Raw genomic sequence first — 24,006 nt, 5'->3', positions numbered from 1 at the left:
TTTAGTCGCGTGTTGTGACCGAATAACGGCGAAGCTTCAAGGAAGGATTCGTTGCGCGAGCGTCTTCCACTGCCTGCACGTTCACGGTGGCAATAGAAACACCCATTTGCTGGCCCATATCGATGAGGGTTTCACCCAATGGTGAGATCACACGAGACATTCCGACAGCGATGGGAGGAATCTGGTCAGCTGCTGCGACATAGACGGTGTTCTCAATGGCACGTGCAGAAGTCAATGCTGCCCAGTGGTGAGCTTTTTTCGGGCCAGAAATCCATTCAGCAATAAGCGCAATCATGTGTGCGCCCGCATCGACTAAGCGGCGAGTGGTTTCAGGGAACCGCAGATCGAAACAGGTCTGCATGCCCACGGTGAGGTTATCAATGGTGAACATCTGAGGTTCTTCGGCAGGGTCCCCCGATTGCATCCAGTCACTTTCGATCACGTCGAAGGCGTCATACATGTGCACCTTGCGATAACGGGCGACGACACCGGCGCCCGGCAACACGGCGATAGCCGTGTTGTAGGGGCGTGTGTCATCTGCGCTGTCTGATTTCTCCAACATGCCCACCACGATGCCGATGTTGTTCTCATCCGCAAGCTCGGCCATGGCTTCGACGAAGGGGCCGTGCAGGCTTTCGGCGTATTCAGTGACCCAGTCGCCAAGGCGTCCGCCCAATACGGAGGAATACTCCGGCAGAATCACCAGGCGGGCACCGTTTTGGGCGGCAGCCTGCACAAGCGAACTAATCACGCTGATGTTGTCTGCCACGTTTGGCCCGGGACCAAACTGAGCAACTGCAACCTTGACTCCCCCGATGTCTTGGGATTCCCCCAGGTCGTCATTGTGTGTGGTGAACTCTTCAGCCATTAGGAATCCAGACCGAGAACTTCACGGGTGCGCAGAACATCTTTGTTCATTTGCGCAATGAGGGCATCCAAGCCGTCGAAAGCAACCATGCCCCGAATGTGATCGACAAAGTCGATACTGACCTGGTGGCCGTAGAGGTCGATTTTCTGATCGAGCAAGAAAGCTTCAATTGTGCGTTGCGTCACACCTTCGAACGTGGGGTTTGTTCCCACAGAGATTGCACAGGCGTAGCGGTGGCCCTCATCCATAAACCAACCGGCATACACACCGTCCGCAGGAATAAGACCCACCGACTCTTGCGACATGTTGGCGGTGGGGAATCCGAGCTCACGGCCACGTTTGAATCCGTGCACGACTTCACCGCTCACCCGAGGGAAGCGGCCGAGTAGACGGGCAGCACCGGCAACATCGCCTGTTGCCATGTGTTCACGAATCAATGACGACGAAGCGCGAACGCCATTTTCTGGGGCAACATCATCGATTAACACAACATCAAAACCTAGCTCTTTACCTAATTCCGTCAGTGTGGTCACATCTCCGGAAGCACCCTTGCCGAAACGGAAGTCGTGCCCTACTAATACTGCCTGAGCATGGAGCTTTCCCAGTAACACATCGGTGACAAAACCTCGTGGGCTCAGCGAGGCAAGCTCTGGGGTGAAGGGCAACACAATCGCAGCCGAAATGTGTTGTTGTTCCAAGATGTTGAGGCGATCAGTGATGGAGAGAATATCTGCCGGGGTTTTATCGGGTGCCAACAACTTGGAGGGGTGGCGGTCAAAGGTAATGACCGTGGGCTGCAGCCCGCGATGTTCTGAGAGTTCCACCAGCTGGCGCAAGATTTCGTTGTGGCCCACGTGAATGGCATTGAACTTGCCAATCGTGACCGCAGTAGGTCCCCACTGCACGGGGACATCTTCTAAAGTCCACCAGCGTTGCATCATGCCCCGCCATGTTCAGGATGTGTGCGCAGCCACAGCAAACCCCAGATGGGCAGTGCTAGAGGAATGAGGAGATACCCCAGGCCAAAGTACGACCACACCGACGGGTGGGCAAACATGCTGGGCACAATCAAGCTCAGCACTCCCACGGTCAGCACGCCAATGAGTTCAAACCAGATAGTGACCCGGGCTACGCGATACCAGGTGGCACCAGGGGCAATGAGGGCAATCGTGGCGAGGATATAGACCACTGCTGCCACAGCAGAGAGCGTGTATGCCACAGGCGCCTGATCAAACTTGGCCACCAGTTGGTAGAAAGAACGCCCCAACGCGGCTAATGCCAGCACCAGATACACGGCAATGAGGATGCGTCCAGCACCAGAACGGCGGGACTTCACAGCGGTGGGTGTTGGCGTAGACATAACGTGTCGAGTCTAGTTCTGGCTATGCGCCTTGAATAAACCAGATCTGGCCCATGCGATAGAGCATGACGGCCACAGCCAGTTGCGCGACGCCCAAAATAATCGTCGACCAGCGGCTGCGATCAATGAGGGCCCAGAATCCGGCACCAATAGGGAGGAAAATCGCACTGATCAGGTAGATGTAGAACTCAAACAGGCTGCCGGTGGGCGTATTCCCGGTGAGCGGTCCTGCGATCGTCACGGCGAGCTGCACAATAAGCAACAACGCCACCACTCCCGCGAAAGCCATGGTGAGGTCACTGGGGCGACGTCCCAGGGCGCCCAGAACAATGGCCAGAATGCCGCCGGTGACGGCAACACCTATCTGCAGGGCAGTAAACCAGTCGATCATGCCTTAGGAACTTTCAGTCTCAGCGGGGAAATTCACCACAACACGGGAGAGCTGTTTCTTCACCGTTATCAGTCCCACAAGCCTATCTTCTGGACCAATAGCTGCCACGGGATCGGCACTATCCGGATAGCCATCCAAACGTACTTTTTTCCCCTGACTCAGTTCCAGTGCCTGCGTCTCGTTGAGGTTTATTGCAGGGAAAATTCCGCGGGCAACATCGGCTGGAGTCATCAACACCGGTGCTGACTCCAGCTGTTCAATGGTGACTGCATCCTGCACGTGGAAATTCCCAATGCGTGTCCGGCGCAAGGCTGTGAGGTGCCCGCCCACACCAAGCTTGAAACCGAGGTCCCGGGCCAATGCGCGGATATAGGTTCCCGAGGAACATTCCACCCGAACATCTATGTCGATGAAACCGTGACCATCCACCTCGCCGCGAACCACAGTGAGAATCTCAAACGCATAAATCGACACCGCACGGGATTTAAGCTCGACCTGTTCCCCCGAACGAGCCAAGTCGTAGGCGCGTTTGCCATCGACCTTGATGGCACTAAACGTGCTGGGCACCTGCTCAATATCCCCCGTCAAGGTGAGGATCCCCGCAGCAATGGCATCTTCAGAAACAAGCTGGAGCTGGGCGGCGGGTGCATGGCCCAGCAACTCGCCTTCGGCATCATCGGTTGTGCTGGACGAGCCCAAACGTATCGTGGCGATGTATTCCTTGCTGAGTCCCACAATGAATGTCAGGAGCCTCGTCGAGGCCCCCAAGCCCATAATGAGCAAGCCGGTAGCCATAGGATCGAGCGTTCCCGCATGACCGACCTTGCGAGTTCCTGCCGAACGGCGGACACGGGCCACCGCGTCATGACTGGTGAAGCCTTGGGGCTTATCAACCAACAGAATGCCGTTGGGCGAAGGAGTCGAAGAAGCCATAGAGCAATTATCGCAGTGGTGCCTCCACGGTGAGGAACTCCGCACCCCAGGCGTGAAGTCCTGTGCACTGGATTCACCGAGCTATAGAGTGAGTCAACACTTTCCACTCCAGATGATGGATCACGATGACTCAGACAACACGCCCCCAGGTGCCCCATTCGGTTGGCCTCTGGATTTTGCTCGCTATTTCATTCGCAGCGGCTTTCGTTCCCGCTGGTGCAAACGGATCCGTCACTCTCCTCATTGGCATGGTTCCGGTGGTCTTTGCGATGTGGCACTTCATCCGCTGGGCGGGTGCACAAACTGCGTGGCTGTCTTTCCTGGCCGTTGTTGTCATTAGCTTCTTGGGGGAAGCCCTCGGTGTTGCCACGGGCCTTGTATTTGGTAATTACTACTACCCCGACGGACCACTGGGGCCACTGCTTCTGGGAGTCCCACCCCTGATTCAGTTCCAGTACTTCGCCATGGCCTATGCCTCACTGATGATTGCTCGCTCCATCGGAGGCAGCCTCACCGTCGCGGCACGCGGCTGGATGCTCTTTGGTGTCTCTGTCATGGCCGCATTTGGCATGACACTTCTCGATCTGGCCAGCGATCCCTGGCACGCGACAGTATTGCAGCAGTGGATTTGGCGCGATGGTGGCCCCTATTTCGGAATCCCTATTCATAACTTCTTTGGTTGGTTCTTCGAAACTCTCGCCTTCCTCCTCGTCGTTCAGGCCCTGTTGAATCGCACAAAGGCACTGGCAAAGATTGCCGAACCCAAGCCACGCGGATTCTGGCTCCAAGGGGTGCTCCTGTATGGAACCTTCCCCTTCACTATCGCCTTGACCCCCTTGGTCCAGGGATCTGCCTTTGATCACGATGCTCTGGTCATTGCGAATGCCATGGTTGGGGTTGCACTCTTTGCAGTTGTGCCTCTCTGGCTGGCGGGACTACTCAGCTTGCGCAATATGAAAACACACGAATAAAGACCCTGCCCTACCCGAGACCCTCTACGCTGGAGCCCGTGCAACAGGACATAATCGACTGGTTTGAGACCGAGGGCAGAGACCTGCCCTGGCGCCAGCCAGGATTCACGCCCTGGGGTTCACTCGTCTCTGAATTCATGCTGCAACAAACACCGGTCGCCCGCGTGATTCCACGCTTGAATGACTGGTTAAAACGCTGGCCCACCCCAGCCGCGCTCGCGGCATCACCTGCAGGTGATGCTGTGCGAGCGTGGGACAACTTGGGCTATCCCCGGAGGGCGCTCTGGCTACACGCCTGCGCGGTCGCCATCGTGGATAAACACAACGGTGAGGTCCCCTCAGATGTGGATCAACTGCTGGAGCTGCCTGGTGTGGGCCCCTACACCGCACGTGCCATAGCTGTCTTTGCCTTCGGCGCCCACGAACCTGTGGTGGACACCAACATTCGTCGCGTGATCGCTCGTCACACACTCGGGAACGCCGATCAAGGGCCGCCCCGAACCTCACAAGACCTGGCGGATATGAGTGCTCTGTTGCCCAGCCCCGAGCTATCCCCCGCCTTTAATGCAGGGATGATGGAACTTGGTGCGCTGGTGTGTACGGCCAAGAAACCTCAGTGTGAAAAATGCCCCATTTCCGGTACATGCGCCTGGAAAAATGCCGGCTACCCCGACCATGTGGGGGCAAAGAAAAACGTGCAAAAGAAATACGAGGGTAGCGACCGTCAAGCCCGAGGTGCCGTGATGGCAGTTCTCAGGGCAGCTGACAACACGGTGACGTCGACAGAACTTGAGGAATGTTGGCCAGATTCAGCACAACTCGGTCGCGCTGTGTCTGGACTACTCCGTGATGGGCTCATCGAGCTTGTCGCTGATGACAGCTACCAACTGCCGGCGTAGTGTGTGAAACATGAATGATGAAGAACTTCGCGTGATTGCGAAGAAACGACTCAAGAAACAAGCCGATTTTAAGCGTTACCTGTGGACCTGGCTGGGAGTATCCGCCCTCACCTCCGCCATCTGGCTGATCACGTCCCCGGGGGAATACTTTTGGCCCATCTGGGTGATTTTCGGGATGGGCGTTGGTGCCCTGTTCTCCGGTATCGAGGCCTATGGCAAGACGCCCACCGTCATTACCGAAAGCGATGTTGACGCCGAAGTAGAACGACTCAAGAAGAAAGATTCCTAGAACTTAACGAATGTGAGGCCCGGAATATCCGGGCCTCACATTCGTTAAATATGGAAGTTACTCGTCATCCTCGTGAGCTTCACGGGGCTTGACATAGGGGTCTGCATCGCCGGCATACTCTGCCTTCTTGGCAAGAGCTTCCACCTCTTCGTCCTGAGCATGTGCTTTGGCGAGGAGATCATCGATGGACTTGGCCGTGTCAGGCAGAGCGTCCAAAATGAACTCGATGGTCGGCGTCAGACGCACGGTGAGACCACGGCCCACCTCGCCCCGAATACGACCTGTGTTGGCTTTGAGCGCTGCGGCAGTTTCTTCACGCTCTTCATCCGTGCCATAGACGGTGTAAAAGATGGAAGCGTGCTGCAAGTCACCGGTCATACGAACGTCGGTGATGGTGACGAACCCTAAACGGGTGTCCTTGATCACACCCCGCTCGAGTGCCTGAGCGACGATGACCTTAATGAGTTCACCGAGTTTACGAGCTCTCGCGTGATCAACCATGATGTTCCCTTACTGGAAGTGAAGAGGGGCCCTGCTGCGATTGTTGCAGCATGACCCCTCGTGCGCACTTAGACGCGGGGCTTTTCCTTGAGTTCGATGGTCTCGATCTCGTCACCCAGCTGGATGTCGTTGTACTTACCCAGACCGATACCACATTCGAAGTCTGTCTTGACTTCAGTGGCATCGTCCTTGAAGCGACGCAGCGACTCAATGGCCAGGCCATCGGCGATAACGATACCTTCACGGATAACGCGAGCCTTCGAGTTACGAGTAATCGTTCCGCTGCGAACAATACATCCGGCAATGTTGCCGAACTTGCTCGAGCGGAAGATTTCACGGATCTCTGCAACACCGGACTGAACTTCTTCGAACTCTGGCTTGAGCATGCCCTTGAGGGAGTTCTCAATGTCTTCGAGTGCGGAGTAGATAACCGAGTAGAAGCGGATGTCGACGCCTTCACGCATGGCACGTTCACGGGCCTTAGTGTCGGGACGAACGTTGAAGCCGATGATGACAGCGTTATCAACGGTTGCGAGGTTAACATCGCTCTCCGTGACAGCACCCACACCACGGTGGATGATGCGCAGCTGAACGCTGTCATCAACCTCGATCTTGAGCAGGGACTCTTCGAGCGCTTCCACAGCACCCGAAACGTCACCCTTGATAATGAGGTTGAGGGACTCAACCTTGCCATCTTCGAGTGCCTTGGTGAAGTCTTCGAGCGAGATGCGCTTACGAGCCTTCGCCAGCTGCGCGTTACGCTGAGCAGCCTCACGCTTCTCGGCAATCTGACGGGCAGTACGGTCATCTTCGGTAACGAGGAAGGTATCACCGGCGCGAGGCACCGTGGACAGACCCTGAACCTGAACGGGACGTGAAGGTGTTGCTTCCGCAACAGCCACACCGTTCTCATCGACCATGGCTCGAACGCGACCGTAGGCAGTACCTGCCACGATGGCGTCACCCACGCGAAGCGTTCCAGACTCGATGAGCACGGTTGCAACAGAACCGCGTCCCTTGTCCAGACGAGCTTCAATCGCGATACCGCGAGCATCCTTGTTGGGGTTCGCACGCAGATCAAGACCTGCATCTGCAGTGAGAAGAACAGCGTCAAGCAGTTCCGTCACACCCATGCCGGAGAGTGCAGATACGTCAACGAACATGACGTCTCCACCGTATTCTTCGGCAACCAAGTTGTATTCGGTCAGCTGCTGACGAACCTTTGCAGGGTTGGCATCCGGCTTGTCCACCTTGTTGACCGCGACGACGATAGGAACGCCGGCAGCTTGTGCGTGGTTCAGTGCCTCAATGGTCTGAGGCATGATGCCATCATCAGCTGCAACCACCAGGATTGCGATGTCGGTAACCTGCGCACCACGAGCACGCATAGCGGTGAACGCCTCGTGACCAGGGGTGTCAATGAAGGTGATGAGACGGTCGACGCCTTCGTGGTTGGCGTGAACCTGGTACGCACCGATGTGCTGGGTGATTCCACCCGCTTCACCCGCGATGACGTTGGTCTTGCGGATGGCATCGAGCAGACGAGTCTTACCGTGGTCAACGTGACCCATCACGGTGACGACAGGAGGACGAATCTCAAGGTCTTCATCGGTTTCATCTTCGAGCTCTTGGTCGAGGTCGATGTTGAACGCGTCGAGAAGTTCTCGGTCTTCTTCTTCAGGAGAAACAATCTGAATCTTGAAGCCGAGCTCTTCACCGAGGATCTGGAATGTGGCCTCGTCGATGGACTCGGTAGCCGTGGCCATTTCACCCAAGTGGAACAGCACAGTGACGAGGTTTCCGGGGGTTGCATTGATCTTGTCTGCGAAGTCCGCAATCGAAGCACCACGGCGCAGCAAGATGACAGTGTTGCCATCGCCACGGGGAACACTCACGCCACCAAGTGACGGTGCCTCGCGGAGTTCGAATTCTGCTCTCTTCGTCCGCTTCGACTTACGTGCCTTGGACTTTCCGCCGCCACGACCGAACGCACCAGCGGTTCCACCGCCGGGACCACGGCCACGACCGCCACCGCCACCTGCGGGGGGACGGTTAGGGCCAAAACCGGGACGTGCGGGAGCGCCTGCTCCAGCACCTGCACCAGCACCAGCGCCACCGGGGCGGAAACCGCCACCAGCACCGCCTGCGGGACGCTGGAATCCAGCACCTGCACCACCGGGACGGCCGGGACCGCCGGGACGACCAGCGCCACCAGCACCACCGGGTCGAGGCATGCCTGAACCACCGGGGCGAGGAGCCATGGGGCGAGGAATACTGCCGGGGCTTGGCGAACCAGCGGGGCGGGTTCCCATGCCCTGAGCCGACGCGAAGGGGTTGTTACCGGGACGTGGAGCACCCGCGGGGCGGGTTCCCATTCCCTGTGCCGACGCGAAGGGGTTGTTACCGGGGCGAGTGCCACCGGCAGCTTTCGGTGCGGCGTCGCCGCTCTCGGCTGCAGGCTTCTCTACCTTTTCGGCAGGAGCAGGCTTCTCAGCTGCGGGTGCAGCTGGCGCAGCAGGAGCTGCGGGGCCAGGAGTGGGTGCTGCAGGAGCTTCTGCTACAGGAGCAGGAGCAGCCTTGGCAGGCGCCTTTGCAGCAGGTGCTGCTTCTCCGGCAGGAACGGGCTTCATGCCCTCTGCTTCAAGCGCGGTACGTAGCTTGCGCGCTACGGGAGGCTCAATGGTTGACGATGGTCCTTTAACGAACTCACCGAGATCTTTTAGCTTGGCTAGAGCAAGCTTGCTGTCGATGCCGTATTCGGCAGCAACTTCGTGTACGCGTGGTTTGGCAGCCACAATTCTCCTGTCTTAGGGCCTGAGCCCTGTTAAAACAGGACCAGACCATTACTTACGGACGGAACTCATTTCGAGCCGCTCATTAGTTGTCCATTAGCCGTTCAGCCTTTGTGTGATGGTGTCAGTGTTAGTAATTTCAGTGCGAAGTGCCCGGCCGAAAGCCCGGCGCTTCACTGCATCATTGCAACACTCTGGTGTGGGGTGTAGCCACGCACCGCGACCTGGCGCTGAACCGGAAATATCAGGTTCAACACGGCCATCAACAGCGATAACTCGCAACAAAGCGGACTTATCTGAGGGTTGACGGCAGCCGATGCACGTTCTTACAGGTTCCATGATACCCCAGCAACGCCTCGGCGGGGGTCCCCGCCGTGCGGTGCTGCCTAGTCTTCGTCCATCACGGAGTCAGGCTGGATGTCAATCTTGGCGCCGGTGAGCTTTGCAGCCAGACGAGCGTTCTGACCTTCCTTACCGATTGCCAACGAAAGCTGGTAGTCGGGAACGAGGGCACGAACTGCCTTGGTTGCAGCGTCGAGAACGAATGCACTGGACACCTTGGCAGGTGACAGAGCGTTCGACACGAAAGTGGGGAGGTCTGCCGAGAAGTCGACAATATCGATTTTCTCGTCGTTGAGCTCCTCGGTCACGGCGCGGACGCGTCGACCGAGCTCACCGATGCAGGCACCCTTAGCGTTGATTGCAGGGTCGGTTGCCTTGACCGCAATCTTGGTGCGGTGGCCAGCTTCGCGGGCGAGGGCAACGATTTCAACCAAGCCGCTCTGAATTTCAGGAACTTCCATGGTGAAGAGCTTGCGCACGAGCTGCGGGTGAGTGCGAGAAACAGTGACCTGAGGGCCCTTGGTTCCACGGGTCACGGCAGTGACATACACGCGGATGCGGTTGCCGTGCGAGTAATCTTCACCAGGGACCTGCTCTTCGGGAGGCATAACTGCTTCCACGGTGCCAAGGTCAATGAAGACCATGCGAGGGTTCTGGCCCTGCTGGATCACACCGGAGACGATGTCGCCTTCGCGACCTTTGAATTCACCAATGACTGCCTCATCTGCGATGTCGCGCAGACGCTGGTTGATAACCTGCTTCGCGGCGAACGCAGCAATGCGGCCAAAGTCATCGGGGGTGGCAACAGATTCGCCGATGAGCACGCCTTCTTCATCCTTCTCAGGAACGTAGATGGTGACGATACCGGTTTTGCGGTCGAGCTCGACTCGAGCTTCAGGAAGCTCAGGTGCCACGCGAGGTGCACGAGGAGTGTCAGTGTCTGCAGAACCTGCACCGCCACCGAGACCGGTCGCGCTCTTCGGGTTCTTCACCGGCGCAACACGAGGCTCAGCCTGAATCATGTGCTTCTGGTAGGCGGTGAGGATGGCTGCTTCGATAATTTCAACCAGCTCGTCAAAGGGAATACCCTTCTCTGATTCCATGAGCTTCAAAACTCTGAGATCGATGTCCACTGGGGGCCTCCTATATTCGCACCTGTAATCCCACGCCTCCCGGCGCAGAACTACAAGGTTACCCGACCTGCGGGCGTGATGGAACCGCGCTCCCCCACTGGGAACGTGGTCAATGTTAAAAAGTGGTTAGTTGAGGTGTGCGAGCACATCAGCGACGGGAACGCTGGTGCGCTCGTTGCTGCGGCGATCCCACAGTTCCACAACACCGTCAGCGAGTCCCTTACCCACGATCACAATCGTGGGAACACCGATCAGTTCCGCATCGCCGAACTTCACCCCAGGGGAAACCTTGGGACGGTCGTCGTAGAGAACGTCGTAGCGAGCGGCTTCGAGCTCGGCCACAATTTTCTCGGCAGCGTCAAAAACTTCCTCATCTTTGCCGGTGGCAATGACGTGAATATCGAACGGCGAGACGTTTGCAGGCCAGATCAGGCCCTTCTCGTCGTTGTTGGTTTCTGCGATGACCGCAAGAATACGCGTCACACCAATGCCATAGGACCCCATGGTGACGGTGACAAGCTTGCCGTTTTCATCCAGGACCTTGAGGCCCAGTGCCTCGGCATACTTGCGTCCCAGCTGGAACACGTGACCGATTTCCATACCGCGAGCAATCTCAACGGGTCCTGAACCATCAGGTGCAGGGTCGCCTGCGCGAACATCAGATGCTTCAACCACGCCATCAGCGATGAAGTCACGGCCAGCCACCACGTTGAGAACGTGCTTCTGGTCTACGTTTGCACCGGTCACCCAGGTAGAACCGTCGACAACGCGAGGGTCGACGAAGTAGCGAATCTTCGACGTGCCTTCAGAGCCCAACACAGCACCCTTGTCAGACCAGGGCCCGATGTATCCCTTGACGAGAGTCTTGTTTTTAGCAAAGTCTTCTTCGGTTGCTGCTTCCACAGCAGCCGGCGAGAAGGCAACTTCCACGCGGGCGAGCTCCACATCACGATCACCGGGGAGACCAATCGAAATCAGCTCGCGGGTGCCATCGAGGTGGGTCAGTGCCAACACAACGTTCTTGAGAGTGTCGGCTGCGGCCCACTGGCGGCCATCAGTGCGAGGCTCGGTCGCGTTGAGGTGATCAACCAGAGTGTCAATCGTAGGGGTGTTCGGTGAATCGAACACACGAGCCGCAGGCTGGCCTTCGAGAGGAATCGAGGCAGGAACAATCGTGGTGAATGCTTCAATGTTGGCGGTGTACCCACCTGCCGAGCGCACGAAGGAATCTTCGCCAACCTCGGTGGGGTGCAGGAATTCTTCTGAACGTGAGCCACCCATTGCGCCGGCATCTGCCTTCACGATGACGTAGTCCAGTCCCAGGCGGGTGAAGATGCGCTCATAAGCATCTCGCTGTGCTTGGTAGCTCAGAGCCAGACCTTCGTCAGTGACGTCGAAGGAGTAGGCGTCTTTCATGGTGAATTCACGTCCACGCAGGAGACCTGCGCGAGGACGTGCCTCATCGCGGTACTTGTCCTGGATTTGATACAGGCAGACGGGAAGGTCTTTGTAGGAGTTATAGAGGTCTTTGACCAGAAGGGTAAATACCTCTTCGTGGGTGGGTGCCAGGAGGTAGTCGGCATCTTTGCGGTCTTTGAGGCGGAAGATTCCATCGCCATACTCAGTCCAGCGACCGGTGACTTCGTAGGGCTCCTTCGGCAGCAGCGCAGGGAAATGCACTTCCTGCGCTCCAGCTGCCGTCATCTCTTCACGGATGATCTGCTCAACCTTAGCTTTCACCCGCAAACCCAGTGGCAACCAGGCGAAGACACCAGGTGCCTGACGGCGAATGTAGCCGGCACGAAGCAACAGCTTGTGGCTGGTTACTTCTGCTTCAGCAGGGTCTTCGCGCAGTGTACGGAGAAAGAGGTGTGAGAGACGTGTAGGCACTCGTCAATCTTAAGCGGTGGCGTGGTGCTTCGTGCGCCATCCGAGTGAGAGCACGGCAATAACAACCAGAACCACCAACGAGATGGTCCAGATGTTGAGCAATCCGTACCCCACTGCCGCCAGCACTAGCCCTGCCAGCGCACCACCACCGGCACCAGCCAAGCTCATCACCGTGTCGGAGAATCCTTGCACCGTGGTTCGATCCTGGGGTTCGACCGATTCGGTCAGCAGCGCGCTCGATGCCACGGTTGCTGCGGACCATCCCAAGCCAAGAAGTACCAGAGCAACAGTCACGGCAGGAACGGAATCGGGGGCAGAGAAGTTAACGAGCAAGGAAGCGAGCAAGATGGCTTGCCCTAGCAAAATCACTGTGGTTCGGCCCCAGCGGTCTGCCAGCCAGCCAAAGATTGGAGAAAACGCATACATTCCTGCGGTGTGCAGGCTGATGGTGAGCCCAATCAGGGGAATGATGACGCCGTGGAGGGCGAGGTGCACTGGGGTCATGGCCATCACTGCCACCATGGTGGCGTGGCTCATGGCCAGTGCAAAGACAGCAACGGCTGCAACTGGCGTTGCCGCAAGAATCTTCAGCGCAGCGCCAAAGCCTTTTTTGGCAGGCGCCTGTACAGCGCCTTCAGAGACCTGACGCTGCCGAGCCACCAGAAGTGGATCTGGACGTAAAGACGTCAGATACAAAATCGCTGCAAACAGTTGTGCAATAGCGGCCAGGGCAAACGCACCTGTCAGTGGCGGAAGTCCCAGAGTTTCACCCAGTGCATCACCGGGACCCACCAAGTTAGGGCCTGCAACAACGCCAATCGTTGTTGCCCAAACCACCAGTGAGAGATCACGAGCACGTGTCTCAGGCTTGGCCAGGTCGGCAGCCGCGAAGCGGGTCTGCAGGTTGACTGCACCACCCGCGCCGAGAACCAACATTCCAAACAACAGGAAAGGCAGACTGTTAGCCGAGGCCGCCACGATTACCATGATGGCGCCGATCAGACCAATGGTTCCACCGGTTGCGAGTGCGTAACGGCGACCGACACGGCCTGCCAAGCGAGCCAACGGAATAGCGAAAAGTGCAGTGCCCAACGTCGACATGGTGGCCGACAGACCGGCATAGGCGGGAGATCCTCCCACCTCGGCCGTCAGGAGTGACCCGAGAGAGAATGCCGCTCCCATTCCTAGTCCGCCGAGGACCTGTCCGGTCGCAAGAACGCGGAGCGAACGGCGCTGAATGGAGACGTAGTCGAGAATGGTCACGACTAGAGGCTATACCCCCGGGGGTTTATTTCATACGTCGAAAGATGACGACACCCACGGCAATGAGCAGCAAGAAAACAAACGCGGCAACAAGAAACGGACCAGACATTGGGCAACTCCAGGGTTTAAGGGGTGATGACCTGAACGGTGCCAACTTCAGAGGCAGGCATCTCCGCAGCTAGTCGGTTGGCTTCTTCAATCAACGTGGCAACAATTTCACTCTCGGGAACAGTCTTCACAACTTCACCCTTGACGAAAATCTGGCCCTTGCCGTTACCCGAGGCAACACCGAGGTCAGCATCGCGTGCTTCACCCGGTCCATTCACCACGCAACCCATCACGGCAACACGCAGTGGCACGGTCATGCCCTCAAGGCCTTCGGTGACGTCATTAGCCAGCTTGTAGACATCAACCTGCGCACGGCCGCAGCTGGGGCAGGAGACAATTTCGAGCTTGCGTTCACGCAGGTTCAATGACTGCAGAATCTGCAGACCAACCTTGACCTCTTCTGCGGGAGGAGCGGAAAGGGAAACACGAATAGTGTCACCAATTCCCTCGCCCAACAGAATGCCGAAGGCGGTTGCCGACTTGATGGTTCCCTGGAAGGACGGACCCGCTTCCGTCACACCGAGGTGGAGTGGCCAGTCACCACGCTCTGCGAGCTGGCGGTAGGCCTTGACCATGACGACAGGGTCGTTGTGCTTGACCGAAATCTTGAAGTCATGGAAATCGTGTTCTTCGAACAGGCTCGCTTCCCACACTGCGCTCTCCACGAGCGCCTCGGGGGTCGCCTTGCCATACTTTTCCAGCAGCCGAGGATCAAGTGAACCAGCGTTCACCCCGATACGGATGCTGACGCCTGCCTCTTTGGCGCGACGAGCAATCTCACCCACCTGGTCATCAAACTTACGAATGTTGCCCGGGTTCACACGAACAGCAGCACACCCTGCATCGATGGCGGCATAGACGTAGTTGGGCTGGAAATGGATGTCCGCGATGACGGGGATCTGACTCTTCTTCGCAATGATCGGAAGTGCTTCAGCGTCGTCCCGGCTGGGCACAGCAACACGAACAATGTCACAGCCCGATGCAGTGAGTTCAGCTATCTGTTGCAGGGTCGCATTGATGTTCGTCGTGGGCGTGGTGCACATGGACTGCACGCTCACCTGGGCATCTCCACCAACAAGCACCTTGCCGACCTTGATTTGGCGTGATTGACGACGCGGGGTAAGGACTTCAGGGGTCTTGGGCATTCCCAAATTCACAGCTGGCACGGCAATAGCTTACGCGTGGAAAGTGCAGAAATGGTTAGCCAAAGACACTGATTGGCTTGAAGATGTCCGCGTAGAGCAGAAGAGCGCTCATTGAACCAAGCAAAATGACGACAACCAAGGTCAAAGGCATCAACTTTGCGGTGTCAAAAGGCCCCGGGTCTGGCTTGTGACGAAGTTTCGCAACCTGTCGACGGATGGCTTCATAGATAGCACCGGCGATATGGCCACCGTCCAGTGGAAGCAGTGGCACCATGTTGAAAACAAACAACGCGATGTTCAACGACGCAAGAAGACCGATGAGTGTTGCACCCTTCGCTTCAGTGGGGACCATGTCTGTGCTGGTGATTTCCCCAGCCACACGTCCAACACCAACAACGCCGATCGGACCGTTGGGGTCGCGTGCTTCAGTTCCGAAGGCAGCTTGCCCCACATCAACCATGCGCTGGGGCAGGTTGATGATCATGGTGGTCACGCCAGTGACGTTTTGCCACATCATGGGGAACACTGCCGTGATGGGCTGAGACTGAAGCTTGGTTTCGGGGGAAATGCCCACAAAACCAACTTCAGAGATGAGGGGGTTGCCCGAAGAATCTAAAACGGGTGCGCCCTGCGCATCGTATTCAGGTCGTTGAGCGGTAACCGGAGTGATGATGAGGGTCTGTTCTGCACCATCACGCTCCACGACGACGGTGAGTGGCACCCCGGCAGAGGAACGAATGACCTCTGTGCCCGAATTCCAGTCAGTGACGGGCTCACCGTCAATGGAAATGATGGTGTCGCCCGCGAGCAGACCCGCCTCAGCTCCCGGTGCCACCACAGTGTCCGCACTGCACTCAGCAGGCACGCCTTCTGCTGTCACACACTCGGTCACACCAGCCACAGTCGTCGACGACGTGGGCTGACCAAAACCTACAACCAAGATGGCAAATAGGACGAAGGCCAACAGCAGGTTCATGAACGGGCCACCGAGCATGATGATGATGCGCTTCCAGACGGGCAGGTGATAAAAAGCCCGAGAACGGTCGAGATCAACCATGCTCTCGTCGCTGGCTTGGCGGGCATCCTGAACGAGCTTGCCAAAGAGGCGACGGATTCCCCGCTTAGATTCGGTGGGTTCATCACCGGGTGGGAACATGCCCGCCATCGAGATATACCCCCCGAGCGGGAGGGCTTTCACGCCATATTCCGTCTCGCCCACTGTGCGCGAGAACAAGGTGGGACCAAAGCCAATCATGTATTGGCCAACACGCACCTTGAAGATCTTCGCAGGGACTAAGTGGCCTATTTCGTGCAGACCAATAGAGACGGCAAGACCAATCACAAAGATGGCGATGCCCAATACGTAGAGCCAGAAAGTATCCATTAGAAAAAGATTAACTCCACCGTCTGACAATCACCCGAGAACACCTAGTTGCCGATGACAGCATCCGCACGCTGACGTGCCCACAGCTCTGCGTCGAGAACAGCTTCGCGGGTGAGTGTGCCCGACTCCGGAGTGTGTTCGTCCACTACGCGCTGAATCGTGGTCAAAATGTCCAGATACCCAATGCGACCTGCATGGAAGGCCATCACGGCCTGCTCGTTGGCCGCGTTGAAGACGGCGGGGAAGGTTGCGCCAGCAACACCGACCTGTTTGGCCAACCAGACTGCAGGGAATGCGTCTTCGTCCAAGGGCTCGAATGTCCAGTTCTGAGCCGTCGACCAATCCAGGGGCTCCCCCACCCCCGCAACGCGGTGCGGCCAGTCCAGCCCTAGAGAAATAGGCAAACGCATATCGGGAGGCGAGGCCTGAGCAATCGTGGAACCATCCACGAACTCCACCATCGAGTGCACGATCGACTGCGGGTGCACCGTCACGTCAATCCGGTCAAATGGAATATCAAACAACAGGTGCGCTTCGATAACCTCCAGACCCTTGTTGACCAAGGTCGAAGAGTTCGTGGTCACCACCAGGCCCATGTCCCAGGTGGGATGAGCGAGAGCTTCTGCTGGGGTGACATCCACGAGAGACTCACGGCTTCTGCCTCGGAAAGGTCCACCGGATGCAGTGAGAACGAGCCGCCGGACTTCTGCGTGGGTACCTGAAACTAAGGCTTGGGCTATCGCCGAATGCTCTGAATCCACGGGAACAATCTGTCCAGGGGTGGCTAAATCTGTCACCAGAGTTCCGCCCACGATAAGACTTTCCTTGTTGGCCAGTGCCAGCGTCTTGCCTGTTTCGAGTGCTGCGAGGGTGGGCCCCAGGCCCACAGAACCGGTAATTCCGTTGAGCACAACATCGGCATTAACCGAGCGAACCATGTCCTCTGCTTCAGCGTGACCGACGGCAATATTGCTCACACCAAACTCGGTTGCCTGGGCATGCAGCATCTCGCGATTCGAGCCGACGGAAAGACCGACAACCTCGAAACGGTCGCGGTTGGCTCGAATCACGTCGAGCGCTTGGGTTCCGATAGAACCTGAAGATCCGAGGATGAGGATGCGACGCATACCTGCCATCTTTCCACGGCTGGGCTGCGCATGTTTGTTGCATCACGCGCAACAGATCGCGACTTTTGTAAATTCCCTGAGAAATAGCGAATATTTCGGCCCAACACCCACTGCATTTGAACGCTTCGAAGTTAGGATTGCACTATGTCAAACACCTCTGCCCCCGCCTCAGTTGCAGTCACACAGGAACGCAAGATTGTCACCGCGATTCCTGGGCCCAAGTCTCAGGAAATGCACAAGCGACGCGCAGAAGTTATTCCTCCCGGCGTGGGCGCAGCCCTGCCGGTCTACATCGAGAACGCCTACGGCTCGATTGTGAAAGACATTGACGGCAACCAGTTCATCGACTTCGCGACCGGCATCGGCGTGACTACCATTGGTCACGCAAACGATGCTGTGGTGGCAGCGGTCACCGAAGCGGCCAACCACTTCACTCACGTTTGCTTCACCGTGACCCCTTTCGAAGGGTATGTCCGTGTTGCTGAACTTTTGGCGAAGCACACACCGGGTACCCACGCCAAGCGCACAATGTTGTGCAACTCCGGTGCGGAGGCAGTGGAGAACGCGGTCAAGATTGCCCGCAAGTACACCGGCAAGAACGGTATTGCTGTTCTTGATCACGCGTATCACGGTCGCACTAACTTGACCATGAGCATGAACTTCAAGAACGCTCCCTATGCAACCGGGTATGGTCCCACCGCACCCTCTATTTTCCGCGCACCGAGCTCTTACCCCTACCGCGACGGTTTGAGCGGGGCCGAGGCAGCCAAGCGCACCATTTGGTACCTGGAGAAGACTGTCGGGGCTCAGGACTTGGCCGCTATTTTTGCCGAGCCCATTCAGGGTGAAGGTGGCTTCATCGTTCCTGCTGATGGCTACCTCAATGCCATCCAGGACTGGTGCACTGCAAACAACGTTGTCTTCGTCGCTGACGAGGTACAGGCAGGCATGGCTCGTACCGGCGCCTACTTCTCCAGTGAAGGTTTTGGTTTCGTCCCTGACCTCATCACCATTGCGAAGGGTGTCGGTGGAGGTATGCCTATCGCTGCCGTAACCGGTCGCGCCGAAATCATGGACGCATCTCACCCCGGTGGACTGGGCGGAACCTTCGGCGGTAACCCTGTTTCCTGTGCAGCATCTATCGCCGTATTCAGCGAAATCGAGAAAGACAACCTGCTCGAAGAAGCCAAGCGCGTCGAGCGAGTCCTGGGTGGTGGCCTGCGCACGCTGCAGGATAAGCACCCTGAAATCGGTGACGTCCGCGGCAAGGGCGCCATGCTTGCTATCGAGCTTGTTCACCCCGGAACCAAAGACCCCTACCCGGAAGCAGTCACCAGCATGGTCGCCTATGGCGCCCAGCACGGTCTCCTGCTGCTTTCGGCCGGAACCTACGGAAACGTGTTGCGATTCCTCCCCTCGGTCAAGACCAGCGATGCACTTCTCGAAGATGCTCTCACCGTCCTCGATGAGGCCCTATCAGCTCTCTAACAAAGTAGATTGTGAGGGGTCACCACGAGAAGTGGTGACCCCTTCTTTCTTGTCAGGAATAGGACACGATCATGGCTGGCACTGGAACCGTCGCTACCTCTGAAGAACTCGCCGTTTTAGTTCGCAATGACTTCATCGAATCGCGTCACGCCGGCAGCGTGGTTGTCGTTGACCCCACAGGAACCGTCAGCTTCTCCAAGGGCGATCCTGACGCAGAAGTTTTTCCTCGCTCCGCCATGAAACTTTTCCAAGCAATGGGCATCATGTCCACCGGTATCGAACTCATGGGCACCCACGCAGCAATCGCCACAGCAAGCCACAACGGTTCTGCTGACCACGTTGCCTTAGTACGCGAAGTTCTCTCCCGGGGAGAATTCATGGACGGTGACCTGCGCTGTGCCAGCGAATGGCCCATCGATAAGGCCATGCTCAAGCAGGTGTATCTGGCAAATGGCGGCCCCGAACCCATTTACCACTGCTGCTCGGGCAAGCATGCAGCCATGCTTCTGGCCTGCCTGGAACAGGACTGGCCTACCAGCACCTATCTCGACCCCACACACCCTCTGCAGCTGCGTATACGCGACGTCATTGAATATCTCACCGGAGAAACCATTACTCACAGCGCAGTTGATGGCTGCGGAGCACCCGTGCACGCAATGCCTTTGACCGCACTGGCACGTGGTGTGGCGAAGCTCATTACCTCAGACGACTCTGCACCTTTCAACATTGGTTCGTCGAGTACAGCACTGACATCCGCCATGTTGGCCACCCCCTGGGTTGTGGGCGCACCAGGTGAACCAGACACTGTGATCATGGAAGAGCTGGGATTCATTGCCAAATCTGGCTATGAGGGCGTGTTTCTCATCGCCACCCCTGATGGCACCACCGTCGCGACCAAGATCCTCGACGGCAATCTCCGCACGGCACCAATCGTGGCACTGCAGGCATTGGTTCGAGTGGGCGCACTGAGCCAAGCCCAGATGGATGCACTCGTTCCCCGCCTGCACACCGAGGTGTATGGCGGCGGAAATGTTGTCGGAGAACTCCGAACGACGTTCTAAGCGAAGGATTCCGCAGGAACGTCCTTCTCATCTGTCGTGATCGCAGTAAGAATACGAACGGCGACGGCATCGGGGTCCAGGCCCTGTGGCATCGCAGGAGCCACACCTGCAATGGCACGGCCTGCCAGCCCCGTTTCAGTGTGAGGTGGACGGGTGTCCACCACGCGAATACCTTCACGGCGCAGCTCCCGCTGAGTTGCCGACACAAACGCCTTCAGACCAGCCTTGGATGCACCATATGCTGCCATGCCCGCTGTTGGCATGTCCGCGATGACGCCAGAAATAGTGAGGACGAACGGCTCAGAGCCAGCAGCCTTTGCTGCCTGAAGAGCAGGAATGGCTGCGCGCAGCAACTCAATGGCTGAGGTTTGGTTCAGCACAGTGAGAGTGTTCACCGTTTCAGGATCCAACTCGGCGACGGGACCAAAAGCCACCACGCCATGGGCGATGACGATACCGTCGAGCTGGCCTGCGCTGGCCGCGGTGTGAACGAGAGAGGCAGCTGCACCCGGCTGTGCCAAATCAAGGGTGAATAACTCAGCGTTGAGGCCAAGGTCCTGGAGTTTCTGGGCATCGCGGCCGGTGAGAACTAACTGTGAACCTGCCCCTGCAAGAAGTGTGGCGATACGGGACCCGAGAGCGCCAGTGGCCCCGGTCACGAGTATGCGCTTGCCTGCGAGATCTGTCATGAGTTCAATCTTTCTGCCAGTGCTACCAAGGCGCGTGAGCGGTGGCTCATGCGGTTCTTCTCAGACGGGTCGAGGATAGCTGCGCTGACCTCGAACCCTTCAGGAATAAAGATGGGGTCATAACCAAAACCGTTGACGCCATGAACTTCTCGGGCAATGCGGCCTGGCCAGTTGCCCACGACGACAAACTCTTCTCCCGTTTCTGGCATGACCACAGCGATGTGGCAGGTGAAGTGGGCGCCACGATCCCCGTCACGCACATCGCTGAGTTGATCCAGGAGCAGTTGCACATTCGCTGCATTGTCTTTCTGCGCACCGGCCCAGCGGGCAGAGAAAATCCCGGGTGCACCGCCGAGTACATCGACACAGATTCCAGAGTCATCGGATAACGAGGGCAACCCGGTGTGAGCGGCGGCGGCACGCGCCTTGATCAGCGCGTTTTCCGCAAAGCTCACCCCGTCTTCGACGGGTTCTGGCCCGTCGTATCCGACGACGGTAATGCCGGGCACGAGCTCGCCCAGAATCGCGTTGAATTCTTCAGTCTTGTGCTGATTGTGGGTGGCGAGCACGAAGGGGTTCATGAGTTAGGCCAAAGCCTGCTTCTGGAATTCGGTGAGGTCCACAGCACCGGCAACAGCGAGATCCAGCAGTGAGTTCAACTCGTTGCGGTCGAAGGGCGCACCTTCTGCAGTGCCTTGGACTTCCACGAACAGTCCGCGACCGGTGACCACGACATTCATGTCGGTCTCCGCGCGGACATCTTCGACATAGGCGAGGTCCAACATCGGAACGCCATCAATGATGCCGACGGACACCGCGGACACGCTGTCGATGAGGGGTTCTGCATTCTTGCCAATGAAGCTGTTGGCCTTACCCCACGCGATAGCGTCTGCGAGCGCCACATAGGCACCGGTTATGGCTGCGGTGCGGGTGCCACCGTCGGCCTGGAGAACATCACAGTCGATCACGATGGTGTTTTCGCCGAGTGCCTTGGTGTTGACGACTGCACGCAAGGATCGTCCGATGAGTCGCGAGATCTCATGCGTGCGTCCACCAATCTTGCCCTTGACTGCTTCACGGTCCATGCGCGAGTTAGTGGAGCGAGGAATCATGGCGTATTCAGCGGTAACCCAGCCTTTGCCCTTGCCTGTCATCCAGCGAGGAACACCGTTGGTGAAGGATGCCGTGCACAGCACTTTGGTCTTTCCGAAGGAAATCAGTGCGGAGCCTTCCGCCTGCTCACTCCATCCACGTTCGATGGTGATGGGGCGGAGCTGGTCGACGGCACGGCCGTCGGCACGGGTGATGTTCTCTGACATGGGTTCCTTTAGGTGAGGGGCAGATCGATAGCACCGGTGGGGGTGTAATCCACGGTGAGGACTTGAGGGCCAAGGAAAAGCCTGGCTAAGCGTAGGAATTCTGCCGTGTTTTCACCTGTTGCTTCATAGCGATAGGTGGGAGGTGTGGGGTCGATACGGTCGAGTTCCCGGTTCACGAGCTCGCGGTACACATCCTTGGCCGTTTCGTTATCACTGGACACCAAGCGCACATGGTCACCCATGACGTAGGCAATAGCACCGCGGAGGAAGGGATAGTGCGTGCAGCCGAGAACCAAGGTGTCGACGTCTGCGGTAATGAGGGGCTGGAGGTAGCGACGTGCCTCATCGAGCACTTCTGCCCCACTTGTTTGGCCAGCTTCGACCAATTCCACAAAACGTGGTGCTGCCTGGGTGAAGAGCTGCAAGTGCGGAGCAGCCGCAAATGCATCGTTGTATGCGCGGGAGTTGATCGTCGCGGTCGTCCCGATGACACCAATGCGATTGTTGCGCGTGGCCGCCAGCGCTCCGCGCACGGCCGGCTGAATAACCTCCACTACGGGAACGTCATAGCGTTCCCGGGCATCGCGCAACATGGCAGCACTGGCGGTGTTGCACGCGATGACTAGCATCTTGACGCCCTGCTCGACCAATTGGTCCAACACATTGAGTGCAAAGGTGCGCACATCCGCAATGCTCTTGGTGCCATAGGGCGAGTGCTCGGTGTCCCCGATGTAAATGATGGATTCGTGCGGCAAAGAATCGCGAATAGCTCTGGCTACCGTGAGGCCGCCGACGCCGGAGTCGAAGACCCCGATCGGGGCATTGCGGTTGAAGAGACCGCTAGTCATCTTTAAGCTTTTCGTAAATCTCTTTACAGCTCTGGCAGACCGGGAACTTGTCAGGGTCGCGGCCGGGGGTCCACTTTTTACCGCACAGGGCGCGCACAGGCTTTCCAGAGAGAGCCGACTTCATAATGTCGTTCTTCTTCACGTAGTGCGAGAAGCGGTCGTGATCGCCTTCATCGAGCTGCTCATTCCGGAGGAGTTCCTCGAGTTCGCGGTCGAGTGTGGCAGTGCCGCCACCTTCGAGCGGAGTGCCATCTGGGAATGTTGAGCTCATGCCCCAATTCTATGAGTGTGGATGGTCAGGAGAGAACCCTGATAGATATCTCTGAATAACGACTTACCCCTGTTCACATCTGGCGCTTGAGGTGAACGCAAGGTAAACTAATGGAGACATAACGGGGTGTCGGTTATATCGACATTTTTCTGATGCCCGTTTGCTTATCTTTTCGTGGTGCATCTGATCATCACTCAAGGAGTTTTATCGTGACTACGCAGGTTGTCATTCTTGCCGCAGGTATGGGCAGCCGTCTGGGCCGCTCGCTGCCCAAGCCGCTGACGGAACTGAGCGACGGTCGCACCATCATGCAGCAACAGATGGAAAACATTCGTCACGCGTTCGGCAACGATGCACACATCACTGTTGTTGTCGGCTACAAGCTCGAGCACATCATCGAAGCTTTCCCTGACGTGAACTTTGTTTACAACGAACAATACGACACCACCAACACCTCCAAGTCGCTCATGCGCGCCCTGCGCGCCTCGAGCACCGGTGGAGTGCTGTGGATGAACGGTGACGTCGTCTTCGACCCGACTGCTCTTGTTCGTGCAGCGGAATATATTGTGCGTGACCAGTCCTTCGTCTCTGTCAACACGTCCTCCGTCTCCGACGAAGAGGTCAAGTACACCACCACAGCTGAGGGCTACATCAAGGAACTCTCCAAGACCGTCACAGGCGGCTTGGGGGAAGCAGTGGGCATCAATTACATCTCAGCCCAAGACAAGCCCGTCCTGCTGCGTCAACTGACCAAGGTCAACGACCAGGACTACTTCGAGCGTGGCCTCGAGCTGGCCATCGAGCAGGATGGGGTTCTCGTTGAGCCCATCGACATCTCTGACCTCTACGCCGTTGAGATCGACTTCGCTGAAGATCTCGAACGCGCCAACCTCTACGTCTAACCCTGTCCGGCTCACCGACGCCGTAGGCTCTT

The 24,006-nt window shown here is 57.5% G+C and carries 25 protein-coding genes; 6 read left to right on the top strand and 19 right to left on the bottom strand.

Going from position 1 to position 24,006, the window contains the following annotated elements; genetic code table 11:
- Window position 1 precedes the first annotated feature (1 nt).
- The 5 genes from M2119_RS04650 to truB are packed head-to-tail and all read right to left on the bottom strand — an operon-like array spanning window position 2 to window position 3,552.
- Window positions 2–868, bottom strand: coding sequence for a carbon-nitrogen hydrolase family protein (locus M2119_RS04650; protein WP_280803787.1), 867 nt, complete (start codon window positions 866–868; stop codon window positions 2–4).
- The gene (locus tag M2119_RS04645; RefSeq protein WP_348520941.1) at window positions 868–1,809 is read right to left on the bottom strand and encodes a bifunctional riboflavin kinase/FAD synthetase; all 942 of its coding nucleotides are present in this window, start codon (window positions 1,807–1,809) and stop codon (window positions 868–870) included. The genes M2119_RS04650 and M2119_RS04645 overlap by 1 nt, the downstream gene beginning before the upstream one ends.
- Entirely contained in the window at window positions 1,806–2,228 is a 423-nt protein-coding gene (locus M2119_RS04640; protein ID WP_280803786.1) for a hypothetical protein, read from the bottom strand. The genes M2119_RS04645 and M2119_RS04640 overlap by 4 nt, the downstream gene beginning before the upstream one ends.
- Window positions 2,229–2,250: 22 nt before the next feature.
- Window positions 2,251–2,619 (bottom strand): hypothetical protein, encoded by a 369-nt coding sequence (locus M2119_RS04635; protein WP_280803785.1) that lies wholly within the window; start codon window positions 2,617–2,619, stop codon window positions 2,251–2,253.
- A gap of 3 nt (window positions 2,620–2,622) precedes the next feature.
- Window positions 2,623–3,552 (bottom strand): tRNA pseudouridine(55) synthase TruB, encoded by a 930-nt coding sequence (gene truB / locus M2119_RS04630; RefSeq protein ID WP_280803784.1) that lies wholly within the window; start codon window positions 3,550–3,552, stop codon window positions 2,623–2,625.
- Window positions 3,553–3,677: 125 nt separating this feature from the next.
- Here truB and M2119_RS04625 point away from each other — a divergent pair, with 125 nt between their 5' ends.
- From M2119_RS04625 to M2119_RS04615, 3 genes are read left to right on the top strand one after another with little or no spacing between them, the layout of a single operon-like run.
- A complete protein-coding gene (locus tag M2119_RS04625; protein ID WP_280803783.1) occupies window positions 3,678–4,523 on the top strand; it encodes a carotenoid biosynthesis protein in 846 nt (281 codons plus the stop codon).
- A 29-nt stretch (window positions 4,524–4,552) separates the two neighbouring features.
- The gene (locus M2119_RS04620; protein ID WP_432418514.1) at window positions 4,553–5,422 is read left to right on the top strand and encodes an A/G-specific adenine glycosylase; all 870 of its coding nucleotides are present in this window, start codon (window positions 4,553–4,555) and stop codon (window positions 5,420–5,422) included.
- Between the two features lie 10 nt (window positions 5,423–5,432).
- Window positions 5,433–5,711 (top strand): 2TM domain-containing protein, encoded by a 279-nt coding sequence (locus tag M2119_RS04615; RefSeq protein ID WP_280803781.1) that lies wholly within the window; start codon window positions 5,433–5,435, stop codon window positions 5,709–5,711.
- Between the two features lie 57 nt (window positions 5,712–5,768).
- Here the strand turns inward: M2119_RS04615 and rbfA are convergent, their stop codons facing one another.
- The 9 genes from rbfA to dxr form a co-directional block, all read right to left on the bottom strand.
- Entirely contained in the window at window positions 5,769–6,212 is a 444-nt protein-coding gene (gene rbfA / locus M2119_RS04610) for a 30S ribosome-binding factor RbfA (RefSeq protein ID WP_280803780.1), read from the bottom strand.
- A 68-nt stretch (window positions 6,213–6,280) separates the two neighbouring features.
- Complete coding sequence (gene infB, locus M2119_RS04605) at window positions 6,281–9,007, bottom strand: translation initiation factor IF-2 (RefSeq protein ID WP_280803779.1); 2,727 nt, start codon at window positions 9,005–9,007, stop codon at window positions 6,281–6,283.
- 93 nt (window positions 9,008–9,100) lie between these two features.
- Complete coding sequence (locus M2119_RS04600; protein WP_280803778.1) at window positions 9,101–9,343, bottom strand: YlxR family protein; 243 nt, start codon at window positions 9,341–9,343, stop codon at window positions 9,101–9,103.
- A 47-nt stretch (window positions 9,344–9,390) separates the two neighbouring features.
- Complete coding sequence (gene nusA / locus M2119_RS04595; RefSeq protein ID WP_280803777.1) at window positions 9,391–10,479, bottom strand: transcription termination factor NusA; 1,089 nt, start codon at window positions 10,477–10,479, stop codon at window positions 9,391–9,393.
- 126 nt (window positions 10,480–10,605) lie between these two features.
- Window positions 10,606–12,369, bottom strand: coding sequence for a proline--tRNA ligase (locus M2119_RS04590; RefSeq protein WP_280803776.1), 1,764 nt, complete (start codon window positions 12,367–12,369; stop codon window positions 10,606–10,608).
- Between the two features lie 9 nt (window positions 12,370–12,378).
- On the bottom strand, window positions 12,379–13,632 hold the full coding sequence (locus M2119_RS04585; protein ID WP_280803775.1) for an MFS transporter: 1,254 nt from the start codon (window positions 13,630–13,632) through the stop codon (window positions 12,379–12,381).
- A gap of 125 nt (window positions 13,633–13,757) precedes the next feature.
- Entirely contained in the window at window positions 13,758–14,885 is a 1,128-nt protein-coding gene (gene ispG / locus M2119_RS04580; RefSeq protein WP_280804453.1) for a flavodoxin-dependent (E)-4-hydroxy-3-methylbut-2-enyl-diphosphate synthase, read from the bottom strand.
- Between the two features lie 55 nt (window positions 14,886–14,940).
- A complete protein-coding gene (locus tag M2119_RS04575) occupies window positions 14,941–16,269 on the bottom strand; it encodes a M50 family metallopeptidase (protein ID WP_280803774.1) in 1,329 nt (442 codons plus the stop codon).
- A 44-nt stretch (window positions 16,270–16,313) separates the two neighbouring features.
- Window positions 16,314–17,396 carry a 1-deoxy-D-xylulose-5-phosphate reductoisomerase gene (gene dxr / locus M2119_RS04570; protein ID WP_280804452.1) on the bottom strand — a complete coding sequence of 361 codons (1,083 nt, stop codon included), beginning with the start codon at window positions 17,394–17,396 and terminating at the stop codon, window positions 16,314–16,316.
- 144 nt (window positions 17,397–17,540) lie between these two features.
- Here dxr and gabT point away from each other — a divergent pair, with 144 nt between their 5' ends.
- Both gabT and M2119_RS04560 read left to right on the top strand, forming a co-directional pair.
- Entirely contained in the window at window positions 17,541–18,884 is a 1,344-nt protein-coding gene (gene gabT / locus M2119_RS04565; RefSeq protein ID WP_280803773.1) for a 4-aminobutyrate--2-oxoglutarate transaminase, read from the top strand.
- Window positions 18,885–18,955: 71 nt separating this feature from the next.
- Window positions 18,956–19,945 carry an asparaginase gene (locus M2119_RS04560; RefSeq protein WP_280803772.1) on the top strand — a complete coding sequence of 330 codons (990 nt, stop codon included), beginning with the start codon at window positions 18,956–18,958 and terminating at the stop codon, window positions 19,943–19,945.
- Here the strand turns inward: M2119_RS04560 and M2119_RS04555 are convergent.
- The 5 genes from M2119_RS04555 to M2119_RS04535 are packed head-to-tail and all read right to left on the bottom strand — an operon-like array spanning window position 19,942 to window position 23,072.
- On the bottom strand, window positions 19,942–20,634 hold the full coding sequence (locus M2119_RS04555; RefSeq protein ID WP_280803771.1) for an SDR family NAD(P)-dependent oxidoreductase: 693 nt from the start codon (window positions 20,632–20,634) through the stop codon (window positions 19,942–19,944). The two genes, M2119_RS04560 and M2119_RS04555, sit on opposite strands and share 4 nt — an antisense overlap.
- Window positions 20,631–21,215, bottom strand: a complete 585-nt coding sequence (gene rdgB, locus M2119_RS04550; RefSeq protein ID WP_280803770.1) for an RdgB/HAM1 family non-canonical purine NTP pyrophosphatase — start codon at window positions 21,213–21,215, stop codon at window positions 20,631–20,633. The genes M2119_RS04555 and rdgB overlap by 4 nt, the downstream gene beginning before the upstream one ends.
- A 3-nt stretch (window positions 21,216–21,218) precedes the next feature.
- Complete coding sequence (rph, locus tag M2119_RS04545) at window positions 21,219–21,953, bottom strand: ribonuclease PH (RefSeq protein ID WP_280803769.1); 735 nt, start codon at window positions 21,951–21,953, stop codon at window positions 21,219–21,221.
- An 8-nt stretch (window positions 21,954–21,961) separates the two neighbouring features.
- On the bottom strand, window positions 21,962–22,801 hold the full coding sequence (murI, locus tag M2119_RS04540; RefSeq protein WP_280803768.1) for a glutamate racemase: 840 nt from the start codon (window positions 22,799–22,801) through the stop codon (window positions 21,962–21,964).
- The gene (locus M2119_RS04535) at window positions 22,794–23,072 is read right to left on the bottom strand and encodes a DUF3039 domain-containing protein (protein ID WP_280803767.1); all 279 of its coding nucleotides are present in this window, start codon (window positions 23,070–23,072) and stop codon (window positions 22,794–22,796) included. Before M2119_RS04535 ends, murI begins: the two co-directional genes overlap by 8 nt.
- 209 nt (window positions 23,073–23,281) lie before the next feature.
- Between M2119_RS04535 and M2119_RS04530 the strand changes: the two genes are divergently transcribed.
- Window positions 23,282–23,974 (top strand): phosphocholine cytidylyltransferase family protein, encoded by a 693-nt coding sequence (locus M2119_RS04530; RefSeq protein WP_280803766.1) that lies wholly within the window; start codon window positions 23,282–23,284, stop codon window positions 23,972–23,974.
- Window positions 23,975–24,006: the final 32 nt, after the last annotated feature.

Source organism: Aurantimicrobium minutum (genome assembly GCF_029894165.1).
GTDB classification, from domain to species: Bacteria; Actinomycetota; Actinomycetes; order Actinomycetales; family Microbacteriaceae; genus Aurantimicrobium; species Aurantimicrobium minutum_A.
Note: the sequence above shows the minus strand (reverse complement) of the source record. Positions and strands in the feature narration are given on the sequence as shown.

Excerpts from the sequence above, each read along its gene's own strand:
- M2119_RS04650 (WP_280803787.1), bottom strand. The coding sequence starts at position 868 with ATGGCTGAAGAGTTCACCACACACAATGACGACCTGGGGGAATCCCAA.
- M2119_RS04645 (WP_348520941.1), bottom strand. The coding sequence starts at position 1,809 with ATGATGCAACGCTGGTGGACTTTAGAAGATGTCCCCGTGCAGTGGGGA.
- M2119_RS04640 (WP_280803786.1), bottom strand. The coding sequence starts at position 2,228 with ATGTCTACGCCAACACCCACCGCTGTGAAGTCCCGCCGTTCTGGTGCT.
- M2119_RS04635 (WP_280803785.1), bottom strand. The coding sequence starts at position 2,619 with ATGATCGACTGGTTTACTGCCCTGCAGATAGGTGTTGCCGTCACCGGC.
- truB (WP_280803784.1), bottom strand. The coding sequence starts at position 3,552 with ATGGCTTCTTCGACTCCTTCGCCCAACGGCATTCTGTTGGTTGATAAG.
- M2119_RS04625 (WP_280803783.1), top strand. The coding sequence starts at position 3,678 with ATGACTCAGACAACACGCCCCCAGGTGCCCCATTCGGTTGGCCTCTGG.
- M2119_RS04615 (WP_280803781.1), top strand. The coding sequence starts at position 5,433 with ATGAATGATGAAGAACTTCGCGTGATTGCGAAGAAACGACTCAAGAAA.
- rbfA (WP_280803780.1), bottom strand. The coding sequence starts at position 6,212 with ATGGTTGATCACGCGAGAGCTCGTAAACTCGGTGAACTCATTAAGGTC.
- M2119_RS04600 (WP_280803778.1), bottom strand. The coding sequence starts at position 9,343 with ATGGAACCTGTAAGAACGTGCATCGGCTGCCGTCAACCCTCAGATAAG.
- ispG (WP_280804453.1), bottom strand. The coding sequence starts at position 14,885 with ATGCCCAAGACCCCTGAAGTCCTTACCCCGCGTCGTCAATCACGCCAA.
- M2119_RS04575 (WP_280803774.1), bottom strand. The coding sequence starts at position 16,269 with ATGGATACTTTCTGGCTCTACGTATTGGGCATCGCCATCTTTGTGATT.
- dxr (WP_280804452.1), bottom strand. The coding sequence starts at position 17,396 with ATGCGTCGCATCCTCATCCTCGGATCTTCAGGTTCTATCGGAACCCAA.
- gabT (WP_280803773.1), top strand. The coding sequence starts at position 17,541 with ATGTCAAACACCTCTGCCCCCGCCTCAGTTGCAGTCACACAGGAACGC.
- M2119_RS04560 (WP_280803772.1), top strand. The coding sequence starts at position 18,956 with ATGGCTGGCACTGGAACCGTCGCTACCTCTGAAGAACTCGCCGTTTTA.
- M2119_RS04555 (WP_280803771.1), bottom strand. The coding sequence starts at position 20,634 with ATGACAGATCTCGCAGGCAAGCGCATACTCGTGACCGGGGCCACTGGC.
- rdgB (WP_280803770.1), bottom strand. The coding sequence starts at position 21,215 with ATGAACCCCTTCGTGCTCGCCACCCACAATCAGCACAAGACTGAAGAA.
- rph (WP_280803769.1), bottom strand. The coding sequence starts at position 21,953 with ATGTCAGAGAACATCACCCGTGCCGACGGCCGTGCCGTCGACCAGCTC.
- murI (WP_280803768.1), bottom strand. The coding sequence starts at position 22,801 with ATGACTAGCGGTCTCTTCAACCGCAATGCCCCGATCGGGGTCTTCGAC.
- M2119_RS04535 (WP_280803767.1), bottom strand. The coding sequence starts at position 23,072 with ATGAGCTCAACATTCCCAGATGGCACTCCGCTCGAAGGTGGCGGCACT.